Origin of the sequence: Burkholderia sp. LK4 (assembly GCF_001043615.1) — a bacterium.
In the GTDB taxonomy this organism is placed as follows: Bacteria; Pseudomonadota; Gammaproteobacteria; order Burkholderiales; family Burkholderiaceae; genus Burkholderia; species Burkholderia cepacia.
The window spans coordinates 114,918-138,614 of the sequence record NZ_LDUL01000002.1 but is presented as its reverse complement, the minus strand read 5'-3'; the positions used below and the strand labels follow the sequence as shown (position 1 = coordinate 138,614).

Sequence of the window (23,697 nt, the reverse complement as noted above, 5' to 3'; positions counted from 1 at the left end):
ACGATGAACGAATTTCTGAGGACCGGCCATTACATCGGCGGTGAATGGCACGAACCGCATGGCGCGAGCGATGCAACTTATCCGGTGCTGAACCCCGCGACCGGCGAGACGATCGCGAAAGTCGCGAAAGGCGGCGCCGACGACACGCAGCGCGCCATCGACGCAGCCGCGCACGCGTTCCCCGCGTGGCGCGCACTGACCGCGAAGGAACGCGGCGCACGCGTGAAGCGCTGGGGCGAGCTGATGCTCGAACATCGCGACGCGCTCGCCGAGCTGCTGACGCGCGAGCAAGGCAAGCCGCTCGCGGAAGCGCGCGGCGAAGTCGCGTACGCGGCGAGCTTTCTCGAATGGTTCGCGGAAGAAGCGAAGCGCATGTACGGCGACGTGATCCCGAGCCCGAAACCGGATGCGCAGATCGTCGTCACGCGCGAGCCGGTCGGCGTCGTCGCGGCGATCACGCCGTGGAATTTCCCGCTCGCGATGATCACGCGCAAGGCCGGCCCCGCGCTCGCGGCCGGCTGCACGATGGTGCTGAAGCCGTCGGAGGAAACGCCGCTGTCGGCGTTCGCGCTCGCGGTGCTCGCCGAGCGCGCGGGCGTGCCGGCCGGCGTGTTCAACGTCGTGTCGGGCGACGCGGTCGCGATCGGCGAGACGCTGACGAGTTCGCCCGTCGTGCGCAAGCTGTCGTTCACGGGCTCGACGCGGGTCGGCAAGCTGCTCGCGAAGCAGTCGGCCGACACGCTGAAGAAGCTGTCGCTCGAACTCGGCGGCAACGCGCCGTTCATCGTGTTCGACGATGCCGATCTCGATGCGGCGGTCGCGGGCGCGATCGCGTCGAAGTTCCGCAACACGGGCCAGACCTGCGTGTGCGTGAACCGCTTTCTCGTGCAGGACGGCGTGTACGACGCATTCACGCGCAAGCTCGCGGACGCCGTGCGCACGCTGCGCGTCGGCAACGCGCTCGCGGGTGAGGTCGACCAGGGGCCGCTGATCAACGAGGCGGCGCTCGGCAAGGTCGAGCGGCACGTGGCCGATGCGGTCGCGAAGGGCGCGTACGCGCTCACCGGCGGCAAGCGTCACGTGCTCGGCGGCACGTTCTACGAGCCGACCGTGCTGACCGGCATGACGGCCGACATGCTGATCGCCGAAGAGGAAACCTTCGGCCCCGTCGCCGGCTGCTTCCGCTTCACGACCGAGGAAGAGGCCGTCGCCGCGGCCAACGATACGCCGTTCGGGCTGTCCGCGTACTTCTATACGCGCGATCTCGGCCGCGCGTGGCGCGTGTCGGGTGCGCTGGAAAGCGGAATGGTCGGCGTCAACGACGGGATCATCTCGACCGAAGTCGCGCCGTTCGGCGGCGTCAAGCAATCGGGGCTCGGCCGCGAAGGCTCGAAGTACGGCCTCGACGAATACGTGGAACTCAAGTACACGCTGATGGCCGGCCTCGGCCGCTGACCGCTCCCCGCGGTCGACCTGCGCCGCGCGCCGCCCGGCCGCGCGGCGCCTTTCACGGCGCTCGCGGCGCATCGCCGCGCCGCCTGCGCGCGCCGCCGCGCGCCAGATAACAATCCAGGAGGCAGCTTGACCCAAGCCAACGTTCAATCCGGCACCGCGCGCGCGTTGCCGCTGTCGCGTGGCGCCGATGCGCCGCACCGCCCCGTCGCGCTCGACGACGTGCCGCTCAACCGTTTCCACGTGAAGATCGCCGGCCTGACGTTCGGCGCGCATTTCACCGAAGGCTACACGCTCGGCACGATCGGCTACGCGCTCGCCGCGCTCGGCAGGCAGATGCCGATCGACGCGTTCTGGATGGGGATGATCGGCAGCTCGGCGCTGATCGGCATCTTCTTCGGCAGCCTCGTGTTCGGCTGGCTGTCCGACCGGATGGGCCGGCAGAAGATCTTCCTGACGAGCTTCGTGATCATCACGGCGGCCGCGTTCGCGCAGTTCTTCGTCACGTCGCCGCTCGAACTGTGCGTACTGCGCGTGCTGATCGGCTTCGGGATGGGCGGCGATTTCACCGTCGGCCACGCGATCCTCGCCGAATTCTCGCCGCGCAAGCATCGCGGCGCGCTGCTCGGCTCGTTCAGCGTGATCTGGACGATCGGCTATGTCGCCGCGAATGTGCTCGGCCTTGCGTACGGCGACGCCACGCCCGACGCATGGCGCTGGCTGCTCGCATCGGCTGCCTTGCCTGCGCTGATCGTGCTGGTCCTGCGGATCGGTACACCCGAATCGCCGCGCTGGCTGCTCGGCAAGGGCCGTGTGCAGGAAGCACGCGCGATCGTCGCGAAGCATTTCGGGCCGCACGTGATGCTCGACGGCTCGGCCGAACCGCATGCGAATGCCGGCTTTGCGCGGCTGTTCCAGCGTGACCTGATCCGCCGCACGCTTTTCAACTGCGCGTTCTTCGTGTGCCTCGTGATTCCGTATTTCGCGATCTATACGTTCCTGCCGACGATCCTGAAGACGATCGGCCTCGCCGAGGGTTTCGGTGCGGACCTGCTGCTGAACGCGTTCCTCGTGCTGGGCGCGCTGATCGGCATCTGGCTGACGATCCGGCTGTCGCGACGCGGTTTCCTGATCGGTTCGTTCGCCGTGACGTGCGCGTCGCTCGTCGCGCTCGCGGTGCTGCCGTCGTCGGCGGCCGTCGCGATGATCGTCGCGTTCGCGATCTTCACGCTGACGATGTCGGCGTTCAGCAACCTCGTCGGCGTGTTCCAGCCCGAGTGCTTCCCGACCGAAGTCCGCGCGAGCGGCGTGGGTCTCGCGATCGCGTGCAGCCGGCTCGGTTCGGCGATCGGCACGTTCCTGCTGCCGGCCGGCATCGCGACGCTCGGCTTTCACGCGACGATGTTCGCGCTCGCGGGCGTGCTGCTGGTAGGGATGATCGTGTCGATCGCGTGGGCGCCGGAGACGAAGCATCTGACGCTGGAGGAGGCGTCGGGGCATTGACGCGGGAGGCGGGCGGCGTGCCCGCCTGCTTCGTCACGCCCGAGGCTTTCGCTTCGACTCGCCGCAGATGCGCGCCGGCGGTGCCGATCGCGATTCGAACGAACCCGGCCGTGGCCGGGTTCGCGCATTCCGGGCGCGATGCAGTGCGCGCGTTCGTTCAGAACAGAATCGACGCGTAGTCCCGCGCGCCGTGCAGGATGTGAAGAATGTCGATCCGCGCCGGCGGATCACCGACGACCCGATAGAAGATCTGGTAGTTGCCGTGCACGCGGTGCCGCACGCCGTGACGCTCGAAGCGCGGCACCAGTGGAAACGCCAGCGGCATCGCGGCCAGCCCCAAACACTTGTCGCGAATCTCCTGCACGAACGTCACGGCGCGTTGCGGGTTGTCGCGTGCGATGTAATCGGCGACCGCTTCGAGTTCGTCAATCGCAAAATCGGACAGGCGCACGATCAGGCCTGCCGATCCGCCTGCGCCCGATACTTCGCCTCGAGACGATCGAAGACTTCCGCCGCTTCGGCGCCGCGTCCTGCTTCCGCATCGGCCAGGCTGCGCGCGATCACCGCGTCCAGCGCATTCAGTTGCGCCTCGCGATCCTGGATCAGGCGCACGCCTTCGCGCAGCACTTCGCTCTTGGATCCGTAGCGCCCCGATTCGACCAGCTTCGCGACATAAGCCTCCAGTTGCTGGCCCAGTTCCGCACTGATCATGTCGACCTCCCGACCGGATTGAATTCGATCCGCCGAGCGTACCCCGGTTATCAACTATTATCAAGAAGACACGCTCCGGACGGACCGGCGCGAACACTTTCACGGCCGATCGGGTGAATGGACGGAACGGGATTCAGGCAGGCTGCGGCGGCACCGGCATTCATCCGGGTTTCGCCTTCACTCGTGTAGCCTTGCCGAACGCCCACCATGCGGACACCGATCATGATTGAAGACATCGTCACGCCACAACCCGGCCTGAAGGTCTACCCGCCGGACACCGACGTCTTTGCCGAGCCCGATGCCGCACTCGCGCGCCATCTGCATCCGCTCGTGTCGATCGACCTGGCGACGGTCGATCCGTCGTGGCAGGGCTGGATCCACCTGCTCAGCCCGGTCGAACCTTATGACGGGCTCGTCGGGCAGGACACGGCCGCGTACCACAACGACTATCTTCGCGCGAACTGGATCGGGTTCCGGCTCGACGATAACAACCGCTACACGCTGCTCGGCGACGCGCGCTACTTCTATCTGGAAAACCCGCCCGCCCCGCGTGACGCAGCCTATCGCAAGGAACTGGAGGCGCATTACGCCGAGCAACAGGCCAGCATCGAAGCCGCGCGCAAGCGGTTCGCCGAATACGGCGTGCTCTACTCGTCCAACCGGTACGCGCCGGACGAGCGCGATTTCAGCCAGGAAAAGCCGTGCAATCTCGTCGACCAGCTTGGCGGATCGGTCGGCTGGGGCAACTGGTCGGGCACGTCGGATTTCCCGGTCGACGACAGCGATCCGGACGACATCCGGCCGATCGGCCCCGACGGTGCGCGCTTTCGCTTCGTCGCCGGCGTGACCGGATGGGAATATCGCGCGGCGGGCGCCGACTGGATTCTCCTGTTTTACGAACCGGTCAGCCGCGTGGCGCTGCTGACGTTCGACTGGTCGTAAGGCGGGCGGGACGGCGGGCGTTCCGCCTCGCGGTTGGCCGTTCGGCGGACTCTGCACGGCGGATTCGCGGCGATATGCTGGGGTTTTCCGCTTTTCGACCGCAACCATGCCCGCCCGCCTTGCCGACCTCAGCCATGTCCTGCCGTACGAGACGACGTACTTCGACGATCGGCTCGCGGTCGAACGAAACGGCCTGGATATTTCCGCGTTGCTGGGCGTGGACGGTCACGTTCCCGACGCGTTGCTGGTTTCGTTGTGCGGAGCGCCCACCGGATCGGAGATTCAAGCCTATCTCGACAGCAGAGGCTGGTTGACGCTCTCGGTCACGAACACCATCTGGATCCGATCCGAAAACCGCGTATCGGTGCGTCGAGAATCGGACACGTCCCTACTTGAACTCAAGACGATCGATCTCGTCGACAACGCAATCGCGGGACTCGGCGCGGCGATGCTGTGGCGCATCGTCAGGGCATCTGATACGTTGGGCATCAGCCGAATCATTGCATTCGCAGCGGGGGGCCGGAAGGCCGCGCCCAAACCGGGCGGGCGCCGGCTACTCGGATACTACGCATGGCCACGGTTCGGTTTCGACGCGCCCATTCCCGACAAGTGCAGCGATGAAGCGGCGTTGTTCCAGTATTTCCAGGGGCGCCCGGCCGGTCTTGCCGACGGATCGCTCCGGTCGCTGCGTGCGCTCTATGCCACACGATTCGGGCGGGATTTCTGGCGTGTGGCGGGATCACATCGCTGGATGTCATTCGACGTCGCACCGCACGGCACATCGGTGAAGGCGCTGCAAAGATACCTGATCGAAAAGGGGATTTACGAATGAACGCAAAGCACACGCCGATTGCCGGATTCCGGATCGCGCGCGCCACGGCAAAGCGGGGCCGGCCGGCGAACCGGCATCGCGTTGCTCTCGTCTCCGAAGCGAGGCAACTCCTCGATACGCTCGTCGCAAACGAACTCCATCGAAGCCTGGCGCGCGTCATGCGCCAGTCCGCCATCGGGCACGACACACGACCGGCCGACATGCCGGCATCCCCGCCTCGACGCGCCGTCTTCAACGTCGGGCGTATCGATCTCTCCAAGTGCCAGTTGCCGGTCGAATCGATCGCCGAAATCGAAGCCAGCGGCCGCCGGGAGACACTCATGCACTTCGGACACGACCCCGACGCGTAGCCGGCAACGACGGGAAGAAGCCGTCTGGCCCGGCTCGACATCGAGCGTACAGGTCTCGCGTTGGTAACGATCTTTAACGGACACCAAAGTTGGAAGCACTGTGTGACCGGCGTGGACCGATCCGATTTTTCCCGCATTCCGATCAGCCGCGTCCCACGGTCGCCCCCTACCCCTTCCGCCCCACCTGCTCCCGCAACCACGCGGCAAACGCAAGCACGTGCTCGACCGCGACACTCTCCGGCTCGACATCGAGCCAATAGCCGAACGGCCCGATCGGCTGCACCGGCGACAGCCGCACGAGGCTGCCTTCGGCGGTCTCCTCCTCGATCATGTTCAGGTCGACCACCGCGAGCCCTGCCCCCTTGCGCGCCGCGCGGATCGCCTGTTCGAGCGTGGAAAACTCGATGCCGTCGCCGATCCGCGCCACCGGCACGCCCGCCTGCTCGCACCAGTCGGCCCACAGCGTCAGGCGCTTGCCTTCGTGCAGCACATGCAGCGACGGCAGCCGGCCGAGCAGCACGTCGAGCGCATCGCCGCGATAACGCGGCGCACCGACGAGCGCATGCCGCTCCATCATCAGCAGCTCCGACTGCATCCCGGCGCGCGCCGCGCGCCCGAAGCGGATGTGGCAATGGCAATCGTCGGCCGGCTCGGTGCGGATCGACAGTTCGACGTCGGGCAGCGTCTCCGCGAGCGTGCCGAGCCGCGGCGAAAACCACTGCGTCGCGAACGTCGGCGGCAGCGACACCGTCAGGCGCCGCTTCGCACCCGGACGCGTGGCGGCGACTTCGTCGACGCCGCGCTCGATCGTGTCGAACGCCTGCCCGATGAACGGCAGCAAGCGCTGGCCGGCCTCGGTCAGGCGCACGCCCTTGTGATCGCGCTCGAACAGCCGCGCGCCGAGCGCTTCCTCGAGCAGCCGGATCTGCCGGCTCACCGCCCCCTGGGTCACGCACAGCGAAACCGCCGCACGGTTGAAGCTCAGGTGACGCGCGGTCTCCTCGAAAAATCGCAGCGCGATCAACGATGGCAGGCGTCGCATGATGTGTGTCCCCTTCGTTCGTATCTTTAGTGTCGTTCGTGCCGTTGCCGGCCGTCACCGCCGTCCATCCCACAGGCCGCCCGATCACAACCGTGCGCGACAGCCGCCGCGCCGTAAAACCCCCGAGGGCCCGCCCCCTCGTTCGCCTCCATTCATCGTCCCCGCGCCCGCGCCGCCCGCCTACAATAAGCATCCCGCACCAAACACGACACCGCCCCGTGAGACGCAAGATGCCGGCGCTGAACGCGCTGAAAGCCTTCGAGATGGCCGGCCGCACCGGCAGCTTCACACGCGCGGCCGAACTGCTCAACGTAACGCAGAGCGCGGTGAGCCGCCAGGTTCGCCAGCTCGAGGGCCAGCTCGGCGAAACCCTGCTCGAGCGGCGTCATCACCAGCTCGAACTGACGGCGGCCGGCCGCGTGCTGCTGCGCGCACTGCAGCAATCGTTCGACAAGATCGAGCTGACCGTACGCAGCCTGCAGGAAAAAACCCACCTGAACCGCCTGCGTGCGAACGTGCCGCCCACCTTCGCCGCGCGCTGGCTGATGCCGCGGCTCGGCCGGCTGCGCGACGCGCATCCCGAATTCGAGCTGAGCCTCACGACCCGCATTCACGACAGTCTCGGCGAATCGCGCGTGCTCGACTGCGCAATCCGCTTCGGCGACGGCGAATGGGACGGCTTCGACAACGCACTGCTGATGCAGGAGCAGCATATCGCCGTCTGCGCACCCGCGCTGTATGCGCGGCTGCGACAGGACGGCGCGCCGATCGACCTGAACCGCTTCACGCTGCTGCACGTGCTCGCCACCGACGACCAGCGCTACCTGACCTGGCAGCACTGGCTGAAGGCCGCCGGCATCGCCGACGTCGACACGCGCGGCGGCTACGAATTCGACCTGCTCGACCACGCGATCCGCGCGGCGATCGACGGCCTCGGGATCACGATCGCCGATCGCCACATGGTCGCGCGCGAACTGGCGGCCGGGCAGCTGATGCAGGTGCTCAACGTGCACGTCGACGGCCATCAGTCGTACTGGTTCGTCACGCGGCCCGAACAGACGAACCTGCCGCACATCGTCCAGTTCCGCGACTGGTTGCAGCAGGAAGTGTGGCTCGCGAAGCGCCACCTCGAACCGTCGTCGCCGCTTCCGCAAGTGCCGCTGGCCTGACACGCGATCCGCCTCCCGCCGCCGACTGCGGGCCGCCAACCGCCAACCGCGGGCGACACCTTACCGGCTCCCGCACAGGTCCGCACGCTGCCCGGTCGAAAATACGACAGGGCCGCCGCCCGCGCTCCATCCCGCCACCACCGCAGCAGCCTTGCCGGACGGCCGACTCCGGCCGATTCGCCGAGTAACGTGCGTTTTTCTCATGCCCGGCACGAAAATAAGTCGTTTGTCGTGCGCTAAACGCATGAAGAGAATGGCCTCTGTCCCGTGCCGCGCGTGTCGCCACCCGAAGCGATCCGCCTGCATTCATCGGAGGAGTCACTTCATGCGCACCGAACGCAATTACGTGAACGGCCGTTTCGTCGCCCCGGAAAGCGACGCGTTCATCGTCGTCCACAATCCCGCCACCGAGGCGCCGTTCGCGCGCGTGCCGGCCGCGACGCCGGCCGACGCACTCGCCGCCGTCGACGCCGCGGCCGCCGCGCAGAAGGCGTGGCGCAAGCTGCCGAGCGCCGAGCGCGCCGCGTACCTGCACCGCTTCGCCGACGCGCTGACCGCGCGTGCACCCGAAATCGGCGCGGCGCTCGCGCAGGAATCCGGCAAGAGCGTCGAGGACGCGTCGAACGAAGCCGTCTACGCGGGCCAGATCACGCGCTATCACGCCGAGTGGGCACGCCGGATCGAGGGCGAGATCATCCCGAGCGACACGCCCGACGAGAACCTGTTCCTGCAGCGCGAGCCGATCGGCGTCGTCGCGTGCCTGATCCCGTTCAACTATCCCGTCTACACGCTGCTGCGCAAGGTCGCGCCCGCGCTGATCGCCGGCAACACCGTGGTCGTGCGGCCGAGCAACCACACGCCGGTGTCCGCGTTCGAGATCGCGAAGGCGGCCGACGATGCGGGCTTCCCGCCGGGCGTCGTCAACATCCTGACGATGGATCACGCGACGGCCGAAGCGCTGTGCACGCACCCGGCAGTCGGGATGATCACGCTGACCGGCAGCGTGAACGCCGGCCGCAAGGTGCTCGATTACTGCAAGGCGAACATCGCGAAGCCGTCGCTCGAACTCGGCGGCAAGACGCCCGCGATCATCGAGCCCGACGCCGATCTCGAACGCGCGGCCGCTGCACTCGTCGCGTCGAAGACGACCCATTGCGGCCAGCTCTGCACGGCGATCGAGCGCGTGTACGTGCACGACAGCGTGCACGACCGTTTCGTCGCACTGCTGAAGGAGAAGATGGCGGCCGTACGCATCGGCGACCGGGCGGAGGACGCCACGCGGATGGGCCCGCTCGTCAGCGCATCGGCGCGCGCGCACATCCACGGGATGGTCGAACGCGCGGTCGCGGCAGGCGCGACGCTCGAAACCGGCGGCGCGATCCCCGACGGCCCCGGCTTCTTCTACCCGGCCACGCTGCTCACCGGCGTGCGGCAGGACATGGAGATCGTGCGGGAGGAGACCTTCGGCCCGATCATGCCGGTGCTGCGCTACGCGACGATCGACGAAGCGATCGCGCAGGCGAACGACCACCAGTTCGGCCTGTCGTCGGTGCTCTACACCGAGCACTACCGCACCGCGATGACCGTCGCGAACGCGATCGAAGCCGGCGAACTGTACGTGAACCGCACGCCGGCCGATCCGTACCAGGGCTTCCACGCCGGCTGGAAACGTTCGGGCCTCGGCGGCGACGACGGCAAGCACGGGATGCTCGAATTCACGCAGACGCGCCTCGTCGTCATGAAGTACTGACACCGCGATACCCACGCACCGTTTCCGGCGCGCATACCAGGGCACCACGCCACGCCGCGCGCCGGCCCTGACCGACCATAAAAAAACTGCAGGCGTCCGCCTCGAGGACGCCTGATGGAGGAAGACATCATGCCGACCCAACCGTCGACGCCCGCGGCGTCGCTCGCGTTGCAAGACGAAGCGCTCGACGCTCACGCGTCGCAGCATTCCCGCGCGCAACGTTACCTGCAACTGCTGCTGCTCGTGATTGCCGCGGGCGCGATCTATCCTATGCTGTATCTGCGGCAGGTGTACCAGCCGACGATGCTGCAGTTCTTCCATATCGACGACGTGCAGCTCGGCTACCTGTACTCGTCGCTCGGCACGATCTTCCTCGTCAGCTACCTGCCGAGCGGCTGGCTCGCCGACCGCCTGTCGCCGCGCTGGCTGATCTGCTTCTCGCTGCTCGCGACGGGCGCGCTCGGGCTCGCCTACGCGACCGGGCCGTCGTTCCACACGCTCGTGCTGATCTTCGGCGGCTGGGGGCTGACCACCGGCCTCACGTTCTGGGCGGCCGTGATCAAGCGCGTGAACATGATCGCGGGCCCCGACGAACAGGGCCGCTTCTTCGGGCTGCTCGACGGCGGCCGCGGGCTCGTCGAGGCGCTGCTCGCGACGGTCGCGATCACGCTGTTCGCCTACGTGACGCAGGCGCACGGCGGCACCGACGCGGCCGGCTTCAGGCTCGTCGTGCACCTGTACGCGTTCTTCTGCATCGCGCTCGGCGTGCTGCTCGCGCTGGTGAAGGATCCGGCGGGCACGAGCGACCGTGCGGCCGCAACGCGCCGCACCGGCAGCGACCGCCAGGGCAACGTGCTGACCGACCTGAAGACGCTCGCGGCGATCCCGGAGCTGTGGCTCGTCGCCGCGATCGTGTTCTGCGGCTACCAGGTGTTCTGGGCGACCTACAGCTTCTCGGCCTATCTGCACGAAGGCAATTTCGGGCTCAGCGCGACGGCGGCCGGCTTCATCACGACGCTCAAGCTGTGGATGCGCCCGATCGGCGGCATCGGCGGCGGCTTCCTCGGCGACCGCGTATCGAAGGTGTCGGTGCTGTTCTGGGCGCTGCTGCTCGCCGCGCTGTCGCTCGTCGGCCTGATCGCCGCACCCGCGCACAGCCCGCAGGCGATGCTCGTCGTGCTCGTGCTGTTCATCGGCATCCTCACCTACGCGATCCGCGGCCTGTACTGGTCGCTGCTCGACGACTGCAAGGTGCCGACGCATTGCGCGGGCCTCGCGATCGGCCTGATCTCGGTGCTCGGCTATTCGCCCGACGTGTTCGTGCCGCTGATCAACGGCTACGTGACGCAGACCTGGCCGGGCGCGCACGGCTACCAGCTCTATTTCGGCTATATCGCGGCCATCGCGCTCTGCGGCGCGGGCGCGGCCGCCTTCCTCAAATACCGTCTCACCCGCATTCACCGAATCCAGGAGTCCGCATGAAGATCGTTTCGCTCGAAACCCATATCGTCGCCGTGCCGCCGCCGCATGTCGGCGGGATGTACTGGATCTTCGTGAAGCTGAAGACCGACGACGGCATCGAAGGCGTCGGCGAGATCTATTCGGCGACGTTCGGCCCGAAGGCGATGGCCCCGATCATCGACGACGTGTTCGAACGCCACCTGCTGAACCGCGACCCGCATCACGTCGAACGGCTGTTCCGCCAGGCCTATTCGAGCGGCTTCACGCAGCGACCGGATCTCACGATGATGGGCGTCGTCAGCGGCCTCGAAATGGCGTGCTGGGACATCATCGGCAAGGCCGCCGGCAAGCCCGTGTACGAACTGCTCGGCGGGCAGATCCACGAACGGCTGCGCTCGTACACGTACCTGTACCCGAAGAACGCGAAAGGCGAATACGACTACGACGATCCCGATCTCGCGGCCGAATGCGCGGCCGAAAACGTGAAGCTCGGCTTCACCGCCGTAAAGTTCGACCCGGCCGGCCCGTACACGGCCTACTCGGGCCACCAGCTGTCGCTGGACGTGCTCGACCGCTGCGAGACGTTCTGCCGCAAGGTGCGCGAAGCCGTCGGCAGCAAGGCCGACCTGTTGTTCGGCACGCACGGGCAGATGGTGCCGTCGTCGGCGATCCGGCTCGCGAAGCGGCTCGAGAAGTACGACCCGCTGTGGTTCGAGGAGCCGGTTCCCCCCGGCCAGGAAGAAGCGATCGCGCAGGTCGCGAAGCACACGTCGATCCCGATCGCGACCGGCGAGCGCCTGACCACCAAGTACGAGTTCCACAAGCTGCTGCAGGCGGGCGGCGCGTCGATCCTGCAGCTGAACGTCGCGCGCGTGGGCGGCCTGCTCGAAGCGAAGAAGATCGCGACGCTCGCCGAAGTGCACTACGCGCAGATCGCACCGCACCTGTACAACGGGCCGGTGGGCGCCGCCGCGAGCATCCAGCTCGCGACCTGCACGCCGAACTTCCTGATCCAGGAAAGCATCATGACGTGGGGCGGTTTCCATGCCGAAGTCGTGAAGACGCCGATCCGCTGGGAGGACGGCTACATCATCCCGTCGAACGAGCCGGGCCTCGGCATCGAGCTCGACATGGACGTCGTGCGGCGCCACACGCCGTACACGGGCGAACGGCTGCACCTGCAGATGGGCGAACACCCCGTCGACGTGAAGGATCTCGCCCCCGCGAAGGGCTGAGCGCAAAGGACAGACATGAGCTACGACTACATCATCGTCGGCGCGGGCTCGGCCGGCTGCATCCTCGCGAACCGCCTGAGCGAATCGGGCCGGCACTCGGTGCTGCTGCTCGAGGCGGGCGAACGCGACGCGTCGTTCTGGTTCAAGGTGCCGGTCGGCTTCACGAAGACCTACTACAACCGCCGCTACAACTGGATGTACTACAGCGAGCCCGAGGCGCAACTCGCCGATCGCAAGCTGTACTGCCCGCGCGGCAAGGTGGTCGGCGGGTCGGGCTCGATCAATGCGATGGTCTACGTGCGCGGCCAGCGCAGCGACTACGACGACTGGGCGGCCGCCGGCAATCCGGGCTGGGCGTACGACGACGTGCTGCCCTACTTCCGCAAGCTCGAAACCCACGCGGCCGGCGCGACCGATCCGCAGCATCACGGCGCGACGGGGCCGATTCACATCACGTCGATGAAGGCCGACGTGCATCCGATCGTCCACGAATTCCTGAAGGGCTGCGGCGAACTGAACCTGCCGCGCACCGACGACTTCAACGGCGCGCAGTTCGAAGGCGCGGGCATCTACGACCTGAACACGAAGAACGGCGAACGCTGCTCCAGCAGCTTCGCGTACCTGCGTCCCGCGCTGGGCCGCGCGAACCTCACGCTGCGCCCGGGTGCGCTCGTGCGGCGCGTGACCTTCGACGGCACGCGCGCCACCGGTGTGGTCGTCGCGGGCGCGCACGGCGACGAAACGCTCGTCGCCGCGCGCGAGGTGATCCTCGCGGCCGGCGCGGTCGATACGCCGAAGCTGCTGCAGTTGTCGGGCGTCGGCGATCCGGCGCTGCTCGCGCGCCGGCGCGTGCCGCTCGTGCATGCGCTGCCGGCCGTCGGCCGCAACCTGCAGGACCACCTGTGCGTGAGCTTCTACTTCAAGGCGAACCGGCCGACGCTGAACGACGAGATGGGCACGCTGCTCGGCAAGATGAAGATCGGGCTGCGCTACCTGCTGACGAAGCGCGGGCCGCTCGCGATGAGCGTGAACCAGGCCGGCGGCTTCTTCCGCGGCACGGACGATGCGCACGAACCGAACCTCCAGCTCTACTTCAACCCGCTGTCGTACCGGATTCCGAAGAGCGACCGCGCGAGCATCAAGCCCGAGCCTTACTCCGGATTCCTGATCGCGTTCAACCCGTGCCGGCCGACGAGCCGCGGCACGATCGAGATCGCATCGAACCGCGCGGAAGATGCCGCTAAGATCCACGTCAACGCGCTCACCACGCAGAAGGATCTCGACGAAGCCGTGCAGGGCAGCAAGGTGATCCGTGCGCTGATGCGCGCACCGGCGCTGAAGTCGATGACCGTCGAGGAAATCTCGCCGGGGCCGCAGGTCGATTCCGACGAAGCGATGCTGCAGTATTTCCGCGAGCAGTCGGGTTCGATCTACCATCTGTGCGGCTCGTGCGCGATGGGGCCGGACGCGGCGACGTCGGTGGTCGATGCGTCGTTGCGCGTGCACGGGCTGCAGGCGCTGCGGATCGTCGATGCGTCGGTGTTCCCGAACATCACGTCGGGCAACATCAACGCGCCGACGATGATGGTCGCGGAGAAAGGCGCGGATCTGATCCTGGCGGATGCGGGGCACGGCGAAGCGTCTGCCGTGAGCGCAAGCGAACGGGAAACGGTCACGCATTGAAGCGGCTGCGTGTTCGCCGATTGCCGTCCCGGCAATCGGCTTCACGACGCCACTCGATGCAACGTCAGCGCCGCTGACTATACCCAATAGGACAACACGATCAACGGGTCCCCCCCTTCCTTCGTTGCTCGCCAATTGATGAACGCGCTGCACTCGACGAGTGCGGCGAAAATCTCCGGATTGCGCTCCTTCAACGCTCCCGCATCGTCGATCCGCAGCGACACGATGCCGTGCTCGTAGCAATAGTCGCTCATGCAATCATTCCATGCATCCATGTTCCGGCCGTAGTAACCCGGAAATCCGAATTCGCTCGCGAAGTAGTCGTGAAACTTCGCCCAATCGCCAAGCGCTTTTCCGTCCACACTGAATCGGTTCATCGAGTCCTCTCGTTCACCGTAGAATCACCGCCGCCGTTCGTCATTCACGCCCCCAAGGCAGGCTCGCCCGCATCGAACCGGTCACACCCGCCCGGGCCGATCCCGCGGATCGCCGGTACGTCGCAGCGTGCGCCTCCCGTCCTTCGAGTCACATTCAGTCCCCCGCTCTGCCCCGCGCCTCCACCTCGTCGAACACCCGCACGATGTGATCGATCATCGCGCTCATCCGCGCGGTATGCCGCAGATCCTTGTGCGTGACCATCCAGACTTCATAGGGCCGCGCCGACGTGCGAGCCGGCCACACGCGCACCAGCCCGTCGCGCTCCGCGATCGGCACCGGGAGTTCGGCGAGCCCGAGCCCGGCGCGCGCGGCCGCGCGCAGCATGAGATTCGAATTCAGCGCCGACACGATCCGCCCCGCGCGCACCGGTTCCCCAACCACCGTCAGCGGGCTGCGCGCATTCAGGTGCGGCAGGAAGCACACGAGGTCATGCCCTTCGAAGCCGGTGCCGGGCACCGGCTCGCCATGCCGCTCCAGGTATTCCTCCGACGCGTACAGCGCCGTCGGCCATGCTGCGAGCCGGCGCATGAGCAGATCGGGATTGTCGGGCTTGATCGTGCGGATCGCGATGTCCGCCTCGCGCTTGGCCAGGTTCTCCACCTGCGTCGACGTGTTGAGCAGCACGCGCACGTCCGGATGCTCGTCGTGCAGGTTGCGCATCGCGCGCATCACGAATTCGAGCCCGATCGTATCGGTCGTCGTCACGCGCACGTCGCCGGCGAGGCGCCGGTCGACGCCCTGGGTCTGCCGCACCAGATCGATCGCCGACTGTTCCATCTTCTCCACGTTGCGCAGCGCCACCTCGCCCACCGCGGTCGGCACGTACCCGGCCGACGTGCGCAGGAACAGCGTCGCCCCGAGCGCGCGCTCGAGCGCCGCGAGCCGCCTGCCGACCGTCGCCTGGTCGAGCCCGACCGCCCGCGCAGCGCCGCGCAGGCTGCGTTCACGGTGGATCGCGAGAAAAATCCGTGCGTCGTCCCAGTTCAAGCGCCCTCTCCCGGTGTGATGCAAATTTGCATCTGTGGCCGTGAAAATCGCTGCGCGAATTCATCAAGGCCCAAGCCTATACTTTTTTCACCGATCACTCACCTGTCTTTCCGAGGCAAACATGTCCGATACGCTCTCCCCCGCTCCCGCCGACATGGCGGCAGTCGAAATCACCCGCCCCGGCGGCCCCGAAGTCCTCGCGACCGCACGTCGCCCGGTGCCGCGGCCGAAAGCCGACGAAGTGCTGATCCGGGTTCACGCCGCCGGCGTGAACGGCCCGGACGTGCTGCAACGCAAGGGGCTCTACAACCCGCCGCCCGGCGCATCCGACGTCCCGGGCCTGGAAATCGCGGGCGAAGTGGTCGCGACCGGCGAAGCCGTGCGCGACTTCGCGCCGGGCGACCGGGTCAGCGCGCTGGTGACGGGCGGCGGTTATGCGGAATACGCGGTCGCTCATCACCTCACGACGATGAAGCTGCCGCCCGGCCTCGACATGATCGAAGCCGCGGCGATGCCGGAAACGTTCCTGACGGTCTGGCTGAACCTGGTCCAGCGCGGGCGGCTGCAGGCGGGCGAATCGGTGCTGATCCACGGCGGCGCGTCGGGCATCGGCACCACCGCGACGATGATCGCGAAGGCGATGGGCGCATCGACCGTCATTACGACGGTCGGCTCGGAAGCGCATCGCGCCGCGAGCCTGCGCCTCGGCGCGGATCACGCGGTGAATTACCGCGAACAGGATTTCGTCGCCGAAGTCGACGCAATCACCGCCGGCAAGGGCGTGGACGTGATCCTCGACATCATCGCGGGCGACTACGTGGCGCGCAATTACCGGGCCGCGGCGATGAACGGGCGGATCCTGCAGGTCAGCGCGCTCGCCGGGCCGGCGAAGGAACTCGACGTGTGGCCGATGATGACCAAGCGCCTCACGCACATCGGTTCGACGCTGCGCTCGCGCACGCCGGAGGAGAAAGGCGCACTCATCGCCGAACTCGAACGGCAACTGTGGCCGCACGTCGCGGCGGGCACGGTCAAGCCGCAGGTGTTCCGCACCTTCGCGCTCGACGACGCGCACGGCGCGCACGTGCTGATCGACTCGGGCGAGCACGTCGGCAAGATCGTGCTGACGACGGCCGCGCACCGCGCGGCCTGACCCGGCACGACGCGTCAGTTCACGCTCGTGCGCTTCTCGACGAATCGCTTCACGTAATCGTCCGCCGGACGCGACAGGATGTCGTCCGGCGTGCCGACCTGCACGAGCGTGCCGTCACGCAGGATCGCGATCCGGTCGCCGATGCGCAGCGCCTCGTCGAGATCGTGCGTGATGAACACGATCGTCTTCGCGAGCGTCGCCTGCAGTTCGAGCAGCTGATCCTGCATCTCGGTGCGGATCAGCGGATCGAGCGCGGAGAACGCCTCGTCCATCAGCAGCACGTCGGTATCGGCCGCCAGCGCGCGCGCCAGCCCGACACGCTGCCGCATCCCGCCCGACAGCTCGTCCGGGTAATGATCGCCATACCCGTCGAGCCCGACCTTCGTCAGCCAGTTGCGCGCGGCGTCGGCCGCGTCCTGCCGCTTCTCGCCGCGCGTGCGCAGCGCATACGCGGCGTTGTCGAGCACGGTCTGGTGCGGCAGCAGCCCGAAGTTCTGGAACACCATGCTGACCTTGTAGCGGCGCAGCTCGCGCAGCCCGTGCGCGTCGAGCTTGATCACGTCGCGGCCGTCGATCACGATCTCGCCGGCCGTCGGCTCGATCAGCCGGTTGAAGTGCCGCACGAGCGTCGATTTCCCGGAACCCGACAGCCCCATGATCACGAAGATCTCGCCCGACTCGATGCCGAGGCTCACGTCGTTGAGCCCGACGTTGCAGCCCGTTTCGGCCAGCACGTCGGCCTTGCGCCTGCCCGAGCGCAGCAGGTCGAGTACGCGCGCATGCGCGGCCTGCGGCCCGAACAGCTTGTACACGTGTTTGACGTCGATGGTCGCCATGTCTGCCTCCGTTCCTATGCGCGCGACGATTGCGTCGCCTGATTCGAATCGACGCCCGCCGGCTGCGCCTTGCGCGGCAGCCGGTACGGCACGCGCGACGCGCCTTTCTGCCGGCGCTGCTGCGCGAGCCGGCGGCGTGCGCGACGCTCCTGGCCGAAGCCCTGGCTGATCCGGTCGATCACGATCGCGAGGATCACGATCGCGAGGCCGGCCTGCGTGCCCTTGCCGACGTCGAGCGTCTGGATGCCCGCGAGCACGTCCTCGCCGAGCCCGCGCGAGCCGATCATCGACGCGATCACGACCATCGACAGCGCCATCATCGTCGTCTGGTTGATGCCGGCCATGATGCTCGGCCGCGCGAGCGGCAGCTGCACGTTGACGAGCAGCTGCCAGCGCGTCGTGCCGAACGCGCGCGCGGCCTCCGTCACGTCCGGATCGACCTGGCGGATGCCCAGATCGGTCAGGCGGATCAGCGGCGGCAGCGCATAGATGATCGTCGCGAGAATCGCGGGCACCTTGCCGAGCCCGAACAGCATCAGCACCGGGATCAGGTACACGAAGCTCGGCAGCGTCTGCATCACGTCGAGCACGGGCAGCAGCATCCGCCGCAGCCACGCGCTGCGCGAGGCGAGGATGCCGGCCGGCACGCCGATCGCGACCGACAGCACCGTCGCGACGAGCATCAGCGCGAGCGTCTGCATCAGCTTGTCCCACAGGCCGAAGCAGCCGATCGCGTAGAGCAGCAGCATGAAAAGCGCGCCGAGGCCGATGCGGCGCGTCGCATTCCACGCGATCGCGCCGACGACCAGCAGCACGAGCCACGGCGGCGCCACGCGCAGCGCGCCTTCGAGCGGCACGAGCAGGTAGCGCAACACGAGCACGCTGAAGTGATGGAAACTGTCGCCGTATTGCGCGACGAAAGTCTCGAGCGCGCTGTTCACCCAGTCGGCGATCGACAGGTGCAGAAAGAAGCCGTTCATGTTGATTCTCCGTCGCGCCGCGAAGGCGCGTGACGGCGGCGGCGGGCGCGGGCCCGCCGCCGCGCGCAGGTTACGCGCCCTTCAGGCTGCCGGCGATCTTCTGCGCGACGTCGGCCGGCACCCACTGCTTCCACATGTCCTGGCGGGTCTTCAGGAACTGCGTGGCCATCGCCGCGCCGTCGATCTTCTTCGTCGTCATCTCGAGGATCGTCTGGTTCAGGAAGTCCATCGGGAAACGCACCTTGCCGAATACGCCGACGAGATCGGGGTTTGCATCGGCGAACGGCTTCGACACGCCGACCGTCAGCCGCGACACCATGTACGACGACGCGCACTGGTGCGTGCTGCTCTCGTCGCGCAGCGTCTTCCAGCATGCGTCGTTATAGGCCGGCATCTTCAGCGCGGTGAACTTGTACTTCGCCATCAGCGCGGCCGGGCCCCAGTAATAGAACACGATCGGCGCGCCGCGCTGGTACGCGGACGCGATCGCCGCGTCGAGCGCCGCGCCGGTGCCCGGATGGAAATTCGTGTACGACTGGTCGAGCTTCAGCACCTTCAGCAGACGCGTGTTCACACGCTCGCAGTCCCAGCCCGTCGGGCAGTTCAGGAAGCGGCCCTTGTCCGGCTCCTCCTCGTCGGCGAACACCTGCTTGAACTTAGGCAGATCGTCGACCGACACCAGCCCGGGCGCGACCGGCTTGATGTTGCGCGCCGGATCGCCCTTCACCACGTAGTCGGGCACGAACCAGCCTTCGGTCGTGCCGCCCGGCAGCGTGTCGCCGATCAGTTTCACGGCGCCCGACGAGACAGCCTTCGCGGTGATCTCGCTGCGGCCCGTCCACTGCTCGGCCCAGATCTGCAGGTCGTTGCGCGCGAGCGCCGTTTCGGTGGCGGCCGTGCTGCCCGGCACGACGTCCGTCTTGCAGCCGTAGCCCTTCTCCATGATCTGCCGCAGCACTTCGGTCGCGAACGACCCGCTCTCCCACGTGATGCCCGCGAAATGGACCGTCTTGCCGTCGGCGCACGCGCCGCCGGCCGCGTGGGCCGCGGGCGCGGACAGGATCGCCGCGGCGGCGAGAAGGACCGTTTTCAGTCGTCGAATCTGCATGGTGGGTCGTCTCCAAATCGAATCTGTTGTTTGTGCGTCGCGGCATGCGCGGCGACCGGCGAATCGTGCATCCAGCCACGTCCGGTCAGCCTGCATGTTTCAGCCGCCAATATGTTTAGGGAAACGAGTAATTCCGATCATGGCTATCGGCAGCGCCAATCGATCTCCGGGTGCCCCGCCAGGCCCGCCTGGCGGGCCTCTCGTCCGATTTCCCGCGCCTGCGCACGGGCCCGGCCAGGCTGCGTCGCGCCCCGTCCGGCGATGGCCCGTCCGGCGATGGCCCGACCGGCGTTGGCGCGCGGCGCCGCGCACACGGTTTCGACTGTCGAAACGGCCGGTCGCGACCCCATTGGCGAACCCGATCCCATCCATCGAAATTACTCGCTTTCGGTTCCTCTTCGGCTTGGGAAGAATGCGCGGTGTCATCGGAGGAGACACGACCCGGCACAGCCGGTCGCCGCGCCGCCGCGCATCGCGCGTTTCCGGCGCCGCGCGCGCTGCGCCGGAAACGCCCCGGATGACGGGGCGCGCCTCGCCGGTCGCGCCCACGACAACCGATACAAGAAGCTGGATATCCCGGAGATCTCTCAATGAAAAAGACCCTGACGGCGCTCGCCGTAACGGCAACCTTCGCCGCTCCCGTGTTCGCGCAGAGCAGCGTCACGCTGTACGGCGTGATCGACGAAGGCCTGAACTACACGAACAACGTCGGCACCGGCCACGTCTACGAGATGGCGAGCGGCTACGCGCAGGGCAGCCGCTGGGGCCTGAAGGGCAGCGAGGATCTGGGCGGCGGCATGAAGGCGATCTTCCAGCTCGAAAACGGCTTCGACGTGAACTCCGGCCGGCTCAACCAGGGCGGCCGCATGTTCGGCCGCCAGGCGTACGTCGGCCTGAGCCAGGCGCAGTACGGCACGCTGACGTTCGGCCGCCAGTACGACTCCGTCGTCGACTATCTCGCGCCGACCACGGCCAACGGCAACTGGGGCGGCTATCTGCTCGCGCACCCGTTCGACAACGACAACACCGACAACTCGTTCCGCCTCGACAACACGGTGAAGTACGCGAGCCCGAACTTCGGCGGCTTCACGTTCGGCGGCGCATACAGCTTCAGCAACAGCACGAACTTCTCGGACAACCGCGCGTACAGCTTCGGCGCGCAATACCAGAACAACGGGCTGCTGATCGGCGCCGCGTACCTGCAGGCGAACCATCCGGGCAACGGCTCGGCCGGCGCGATCACCGCGAACGACGCGAGCTACATCGCCGAGCGCATGCGCGTGTTCGGCGCGGGCATCAACTACACGTTCGGGCCCGCGACGGTCGGCTTCGCGTACACGAACTCGAACTACAAGAACCCGACCGGCAACGGTTACCTCGGCACGCCGGGCGCGATCATCGCACCGGGCGCGACGGTCAGCGCGATCAAGTACCAGAACTTCGAGGTCAACGGTTCGTACCAGGTCACGCCGGCGTTCATGGTCGGCGCGCAGTACGTGCTGTCGCTCGAGAAGTACGACGCGTCGACCGGCGACGCGAAACCGAAGATCCACTCGGTCGGGCTGATGGCCGACTACAACCTGTCGAAGCGCACCGACGTGTACGTGCAGGCCGCGTACCAGCACATCGCCGGCGACAAGACGAACTCGATCCTCGACAACGCGTTCATCCCCGGCACCGACGCGCCGTCGTCGACGTCGAACCAGGTGGCCGTACGTCTCGCGCTGCGCCACAAGTTCTGACGCAACCCGGTTCTCCGTTCTTCACGCGACACCCGCGCCGGCCGGCCCGAGGTGTCTTCGCCCGCCCGCACGCGCCAGCCTGCCGGCGGGTTTTTTCATGCGCGCTGCAACGCGCGTGACCGGCCGATGACGCCGGAACGGGCAACCGGCGCGCAATCGCCCCGTCAACCGTGACAGGTCAACGGACGACGATCAGTCGATACACTGTGGGCCTGCGCAACGGCCGCCATCCCCGCCTTCCTCGATGCCGGCCGTCGCCTTCATTACGCACGGCCCGCCGCCTTTCGCCCGTGCCGTGCGCCTGCCGCCCATCCCCGAGGAGTGTCACTTGAAGCACTGGCGCCGCGCGCTGTTCACCTTCGCCGCCGGCCTTCTGGCCGCCGCGACTTCCCATGCCCGCCCGGTCTGCACCGTCGTCGCCGATACCGCCACCGGCCAGGTGCTCGTGCAGCAAGGCGACTGCGCGACCCGCGTCACGCCCGCGTCGACGTTCAAGGTCGCCATCAGCCTGATGGGCTTCGATGCGGGCGTCCTGAAGGACGCGCACACCCCGACGCTCGAGTTCCACACCGGCTACCCCGACTGGGGCGGCGCGCCGTGGCGCGAGCCGACCGATCCGGCGCGCTGGATGAAACTGTCGGTGTTCTGGTACTCGCAGCAGGTCACCCAGGCGCTCGGGCAGGCGCGCTTCCAGCAATACACGAGCGCATTCGGCTACGGCAACGCGGACGCGACCAGCCCGCAGGGCGAACTGAACGGCGTGATGGGCGCCTGGGTCAATTCATCGCTGCGCATCTCGCCGCTCGAACAGGTCGGCTTCATGCGCAAGATCGCGAACCGGACGCTGCCCGTCAGCGCGCACGCGTACGACATGACCGAGCGCATCACGCTGATCGACACGCAGCCCGGCGGCTGGATCGTGCACGGCAAGACGGGCACCGGGTCGCCGGGACGCAAGTACGATGCGTCGCATGCGTACGGCTGGTTCGTCGGCTGGGCGGCCAAAGGGCCGCGCACGCTCGCGTTCGCGTACCTGATACAGGACGACGAGCGGCAGACGCCGAACGCCGGCCTGCGCGCACGCGACACGTTCCTGGCGACGCTGCCCGCCCTCGCCGAACCGGGCAGGCCGCAATGAGCGCCGGCCCGCGCAACGCGCGGATCGACCTGCTGCGCGGGATGTCGATCGTGCTCGTCCTGCTGCATCACTTCAACATCCCCTACTCGCTGCGCGAGACGTCGCTCGCGCGCGTATTCGGCTGGGAAACGGTGCATGCGGTGGTGCGCAACGGCAACTACGGCGTGACGATGTTCTTCGCGATCTCGGGCTACCTGATCACGTCGAATGCGCGACACCGCTGGGGCAACCTCGGCGCGGTCGACGTTCGCGCGTTCTACGTGTCGCGCATTGCGCGCATCGTCCCGTGCCTGCTCCTGCTGCTCGCGCTCGTCAACGGCCTCGCGGCGGCCGGCGTGCCGATCTTCCGGAACCACGCGCCGGAGGGCATCGCCGTGTCGTTCTGGCTCGTGAATCTCGCGTCGCTGACGTTCTGGATGAACGTGCTGATCGGCGCATACGGGTGGGTCAACTACGCGCTCGGCGTGCTGTGGTCGCTGTCTGTCGAAGAGGTGTTCTACCTGTCGTTTCCGCTGTTGTGCATCGCGCTGCGCCGCGATGCGCGGCTGGTCGCGTTCTGGGTGGCCGTCGCCGCGATCGGGCCCGTGTACCGCTTCACGCATGCCGGCGACGAAGGCGGGTTCCTCTATGCGTACTTCGCGTCGTTCGACGGGATCGCGATCGGCTGCTGCACCGCGTTGCTGGCCGAGCGCAAACGCTGGCAGCGGCTCGCCGCGCCGCTCGTGCAGGGGCTCGTCGCGGCGGCGATGGCCGCGCTGTATCTGGCCTGGCCGATCGCGGAAAGCCACGTCGCCGGCGTCACCGCGATGGCGCTCGGCACGGCCGTGCTGCTGATCGGCGCGCACGTCAACGGCACGCGCGCGCCGGGCCGGCTGCTCGCGCCGTTGCGCCGGGCCGGCACGCTGAGCTATGAGCTGTACCTGTTTCACCTGATCGTGCTCGGCGGGCTGCGCACGTTCTGGCCGCCGTCGGCCACGCATGGCGACACCCGGCTGCTGTTGCTGATCGCGTATCTGGCGTTGTCGGCAGTGCTGAGCGCGGCGATCGCGCGCGGCTATGCGACACCGCTCGACCGCTTCATCAAGCGGGTCGCGTCGCGACCGTCAACGCGCGTGCCGGACGGCGCGCGGTTCTAGCGGATCGTCGGCATCTCCTGCCGGGCGACATCAATTCGGAAAAAGAAAA

At 67.5% G+C, this 23,697-nt stretch carries 22 protein-coding genes; 14 read left to right on the top strand and 8 right to left on the bottom strand.

The features are described 5' to 3' along the window. The first annotated feature begins 3 nt into the window (after positions 1 to 3). Together VK92_RS00690 and VK92_RS00685 are read left to right on the top strand one after the other, a co-directional pair. Positions 4 to 1,455 carry an NAD-dependent succinate-semialdehyde dehydrogenase gene (locus tag VK92_RS00690; protein ID WP_048021523.1) on the top strand — a complete coding sequence of 484 codons (1,452 nt, stop codon included), beginning with the start codon at positions 4 to 6 and terminating at the stop codon, positions 1,453 to 1,455. A gap of 165 nt (positions 1,456 to 1,620) precedes the next feature. Beyond that, positions 1,621 to 2,955, top strand: a complete 1,335-nt coding sequence (locus tag VK92_RS00685) for an MFS transporter (RefSeq protein ID WP_231600503.1) — start codon at positions 1,621 to 1,623, stop codon at positions 2,953 to 2,955. A 157-nt stretch (positions 2,956 to 3,112) separates the two neighbouring features. Here the strand turns inward: VK92_RS00685 and VK92_RS00680 are convergent, their stop codons facing one another. Together VK92_RS00680 and VK92_RS00675 are read right to left on the bottom strand one after the other, a co-directional pair. Beyond that, complete coding sequence (locus tag VK92_RS00680) at positions 3,113 to 3,412, bottom strand: type II toxin-antitoxin system RelE/ParE family toxin (RefSeq protein ID WP_048021583.1); 300 nt, start codon at positions 3,410 to 3,412, stop codon at positions 3,113 to 3,115. Next, on the bottom strand, positions 3,409 to 3,666 hold the full coding sequence (locus tag VK92_RS00675) for a type II toxin-antitoxin system ParD family antitoxin (protein WP_048021519.1): 258 nt from the start codon (positions 3,664 to 3,666) through the stop codon (positions 3,409 to 3,411). Before VK92_RS00675 ends, VK92_RS00680 begins: the two co-directional genes overlap by 4 nt. Before the next feature lie 222 nt (positions 3,667 to 3,888). Between VK92_RS00675 and VK92_RS00670 the strand changes: the two genes are divergently transcribed. From VK92_RS00670 to VK92_RS00660, 3 genes are all read left to right on the top strand, one after another. Then, a complete protein-coding gene (locus VK92_RS00670) occupies positions 3,889 to 4,608 on the top strand; it encodes a hypothetical protein (protein ID WP_063778368.1) in 720 nt (239 codons plus the stop codon). A 106-nt stretch (positions 4,609 to 4,714) separates the two neighbouring features. Continuing rightward, positions 4,715 to 5,440, top strand: a complete 726-nt coding sequence (locus VK92_RS00665; protein ID WP_048021518.1) for a hypothetical protein — start codon at positions 4,715 to 4,717, stop codon at positions 5,438 to 5,440. After that, on the top strand, positions 5,437 to 5,790 hold the full coding sequence (locus VK92_RS00660) for a hypothetical protein (protein ID WP_048021516.1): 354 nt from the start codon (positions 5,437 to 5,439) through the stop codon (positions 5,788 to 5,790). Before VK92_RS00665 ends, VK92_RS00660 begins: the two co-directional genes overlap by 4 nt. Positions 5,791 to 5,956: 166 nt before the next feature. Here VK92_RS00660 and VK92_RS00655 read toward each other — a convergent pair whose 3' ends face one another. Continuing rightward, positions 5,957 to 6,832 (bottom strand): LysR substrate-binding domain-containing protein, encoded by an 876-nt coding sequence (locus VK92_RS00655; protein WP_048021515.1) that lies wholly within the window; start codon positions 6,830 to 6,832, stop codon positions 5,957 to 5,959. Between the two features lie 230 nt (positions 6,833 to 7,062). Here VK92_RS00655 and VK92_RS00650 point away from each other — a divergent pair, with 230 nt between their 5' ends. From VK92_RS00650 to VK92_RS00630, 5 genes are all read left to right on the top strand, one after another. Next, complete coding sequence (locus VK92_RS00650; RefSeq protein ID WP_027782159.1) at positions 7,063 to 8,001, top strand: LysR substrate-binding domain-containing protein; 939 nt, start codon at positions 7,063 to 7,065, stop codon at positions 7,999 to 8,001. 325 nt (positions 8,002 to 8,326) lie between these two features. After that, positions 8,327 to 9,751 carry an aldehyde dehydrogenase gene (gene aldA / locus VK92_RS00645; protein ID WP_048021512.1) on the top strand — a complete coding sequence of 475 codons (1,425 nt, stop codon included), beginning with the start codon at positions 8,327 to 8,329 and terminating at the stop codon, positions 9,749 to 9,751. A 129-nt stretch (positions 9,752 to 9,880) separates the two neighbouring features. Next, positions 9,881 to 11,233, top strand: a complete 1,353-nt coding sequence (locus tag VK92_RS00640) for an MFS transporter (protein WP_048021579.1) — start codon at positions 9,881 to 9,883, stop codon at positions 11,231 to 11,233. Next, a complete protein-coding gene (locus VK92_RS00635; protein ID WP_048021511.1) occupies positions 11,230 to 12,447 on the top strand; it encodes a mandelate racemase/muconate lactonizing enzyme family protein in 1,218 nt (405 codons plus the stop codon). The genes VK92_RS00640 and VK92_RS00635 overlap by 4 nt, the downstream gene beginning before the upstream one ends. A gap of 15 nt (positions 12,448 to 12,462) precedes the next feature. Continuing rightward, positions 12,463 to 14,130: a GMC family oxidoreductase gene (locus tag VK92_RS00630; RefSeq protein WP_048021508.1), complete on the top strand. Its 1,668-nt coding sequence runs from the start codon at positions 12,463 to 12,465 to the stop codon at positions 14,128 to 14,130. A gap of 77 nt (positions 14,131 to 14,207) precedes the next feature. On the opposite strand, the gene VK92_RS00625 is transcribed toward VK92_RS00630, so the two are convergent. Beyond that, a complete protein-coding gene (locus VK92_RS00625) occupies positions 14,208 to 14,507 on the bottom strand; it encodes a barstar family protein (protein ID WP_048021506.1) in 300 nt (99 codons plus the stop codon). Positions 14,508 to 14,661: 154 nt separating this feature from the next. Further along, on the bottom strand, positions 14,662 to 15,555 hold the full coding sequence (locus VK92_RS00620) for a LysR family transcriptional regulator (RefSeq protein WP_021160529.1): 894 nt from the start codon (positions 15,553 to 15,555) through the stop codon (positions 14,662 to 14,664). 121 nt (positions 15,556 to 15,676) lie between these two features. Between VK92_RS00620 and VK92_RS00615 the strand changes: the two genes are divergently transcribed. Further along, positions 15,677 to 16,708: an NAD(P)H-quinone oxidoreductase gene (locus VK92_RS00615; protein WP_082160812.1), complete on the top strand. Its 1,032-nt coding sequence runs from the start codon at positions 15,677 to 15,679 to the stop codon at positions 16,706 to 16,708. 14 nt (positions 16,709 to 16,722) lie between these two features. Here the strand turns inward: VK92_RS00615 and VK92_RS00610 are convergent, their stop codons facing one another. From VK92_RS00610 to VK92_RS00600, 3 genes are all read right to left on the bottom strand, one after another. Next, positions 16,723 to 17,544 (bottom strand): quaternary amine ABC transporter ATP-binding protein, encoded by an 822-nt coding sequence (locus tag VK92_RS00610; protein WP_053076241.1) that lies wholly within the window; start codon positions 17,542 to 17,544, stop codon positions 16,723 to 16,725. Positions 17,545 to 17,558: 14 nt separating this feature from the next. Continuing rightward, positions 17,559 to 18,524, bottom strand: coding sequence for an ABC transporter permease (locus tag VK92_RS00605; RefSeq protein ID WP_021160532.1), 966 nt, complete (start codon positions 18,522 to 18,524; stop codon positions 17,559 to 17,561). A gap of 70 nt (positions 18,525 to 18,594) precedes the next feature. After that, positions 18,595 to 19,632 (bottom strand): ABC transporter substrate-binding protein, encoded by a 1,038-nt coding sequence (locus VK92_RS00600; RefSeq protein ID WP_048021501.1) that lies wholly within the window; start codon positions 19,630 to 19,632, stop codon positions 18,595 to 18,597. A gap of 590 nt (positions 19,633 to 20,222) precedes the next feature. Here VK92_RS00600 and VK92_RS00595 point away from each other — a divergent pair. From VK92_RS00595 to VK92_RS00585, 3 genes are all read left to right on the top strand, one after another. Then, positions 20,223 to 21,374 (top strand): porin, encoded by a 1,152-nt coding sequence (locus tag VK92_RS00595; RefSeq protein WP_021160535.1) that lies wholly within the window; start codon positions 20,223 to 20,225, stop codon positions 21,372 to 21,374. 328 nt (positions 21,375 to 21,702) lie between these two features. Then, positions 21,703 to 22,512, top strand: a complete 810-nt coding sequence (gene blaOXA, locus VK92_RS00590; RefSeq protein ID WP_048021575.1) for an OXA-1043 family class D beta-lactamase — start codon at positions 21,703 to 21,705, stop codon at positions 22,510 to 22,512. After that, positions 22,509 to 23,648: an acyltransferase family protein gene (locus tag VK92_RS00585; RefSeq protein WP_048021497.1), complete on the top strand. Its 1,140-nt coding sequence runs from the start codon at positions 22,509 to 22,511 to the stop codon at positions 23,646 to 23,648. The genes blaOXA and VK92_RS00585 overlap by 4 nt, the downstream gene beginning before the upstream one ends. Positions 23,649 to 23,697: the final 49 nt, after the last annotated feature.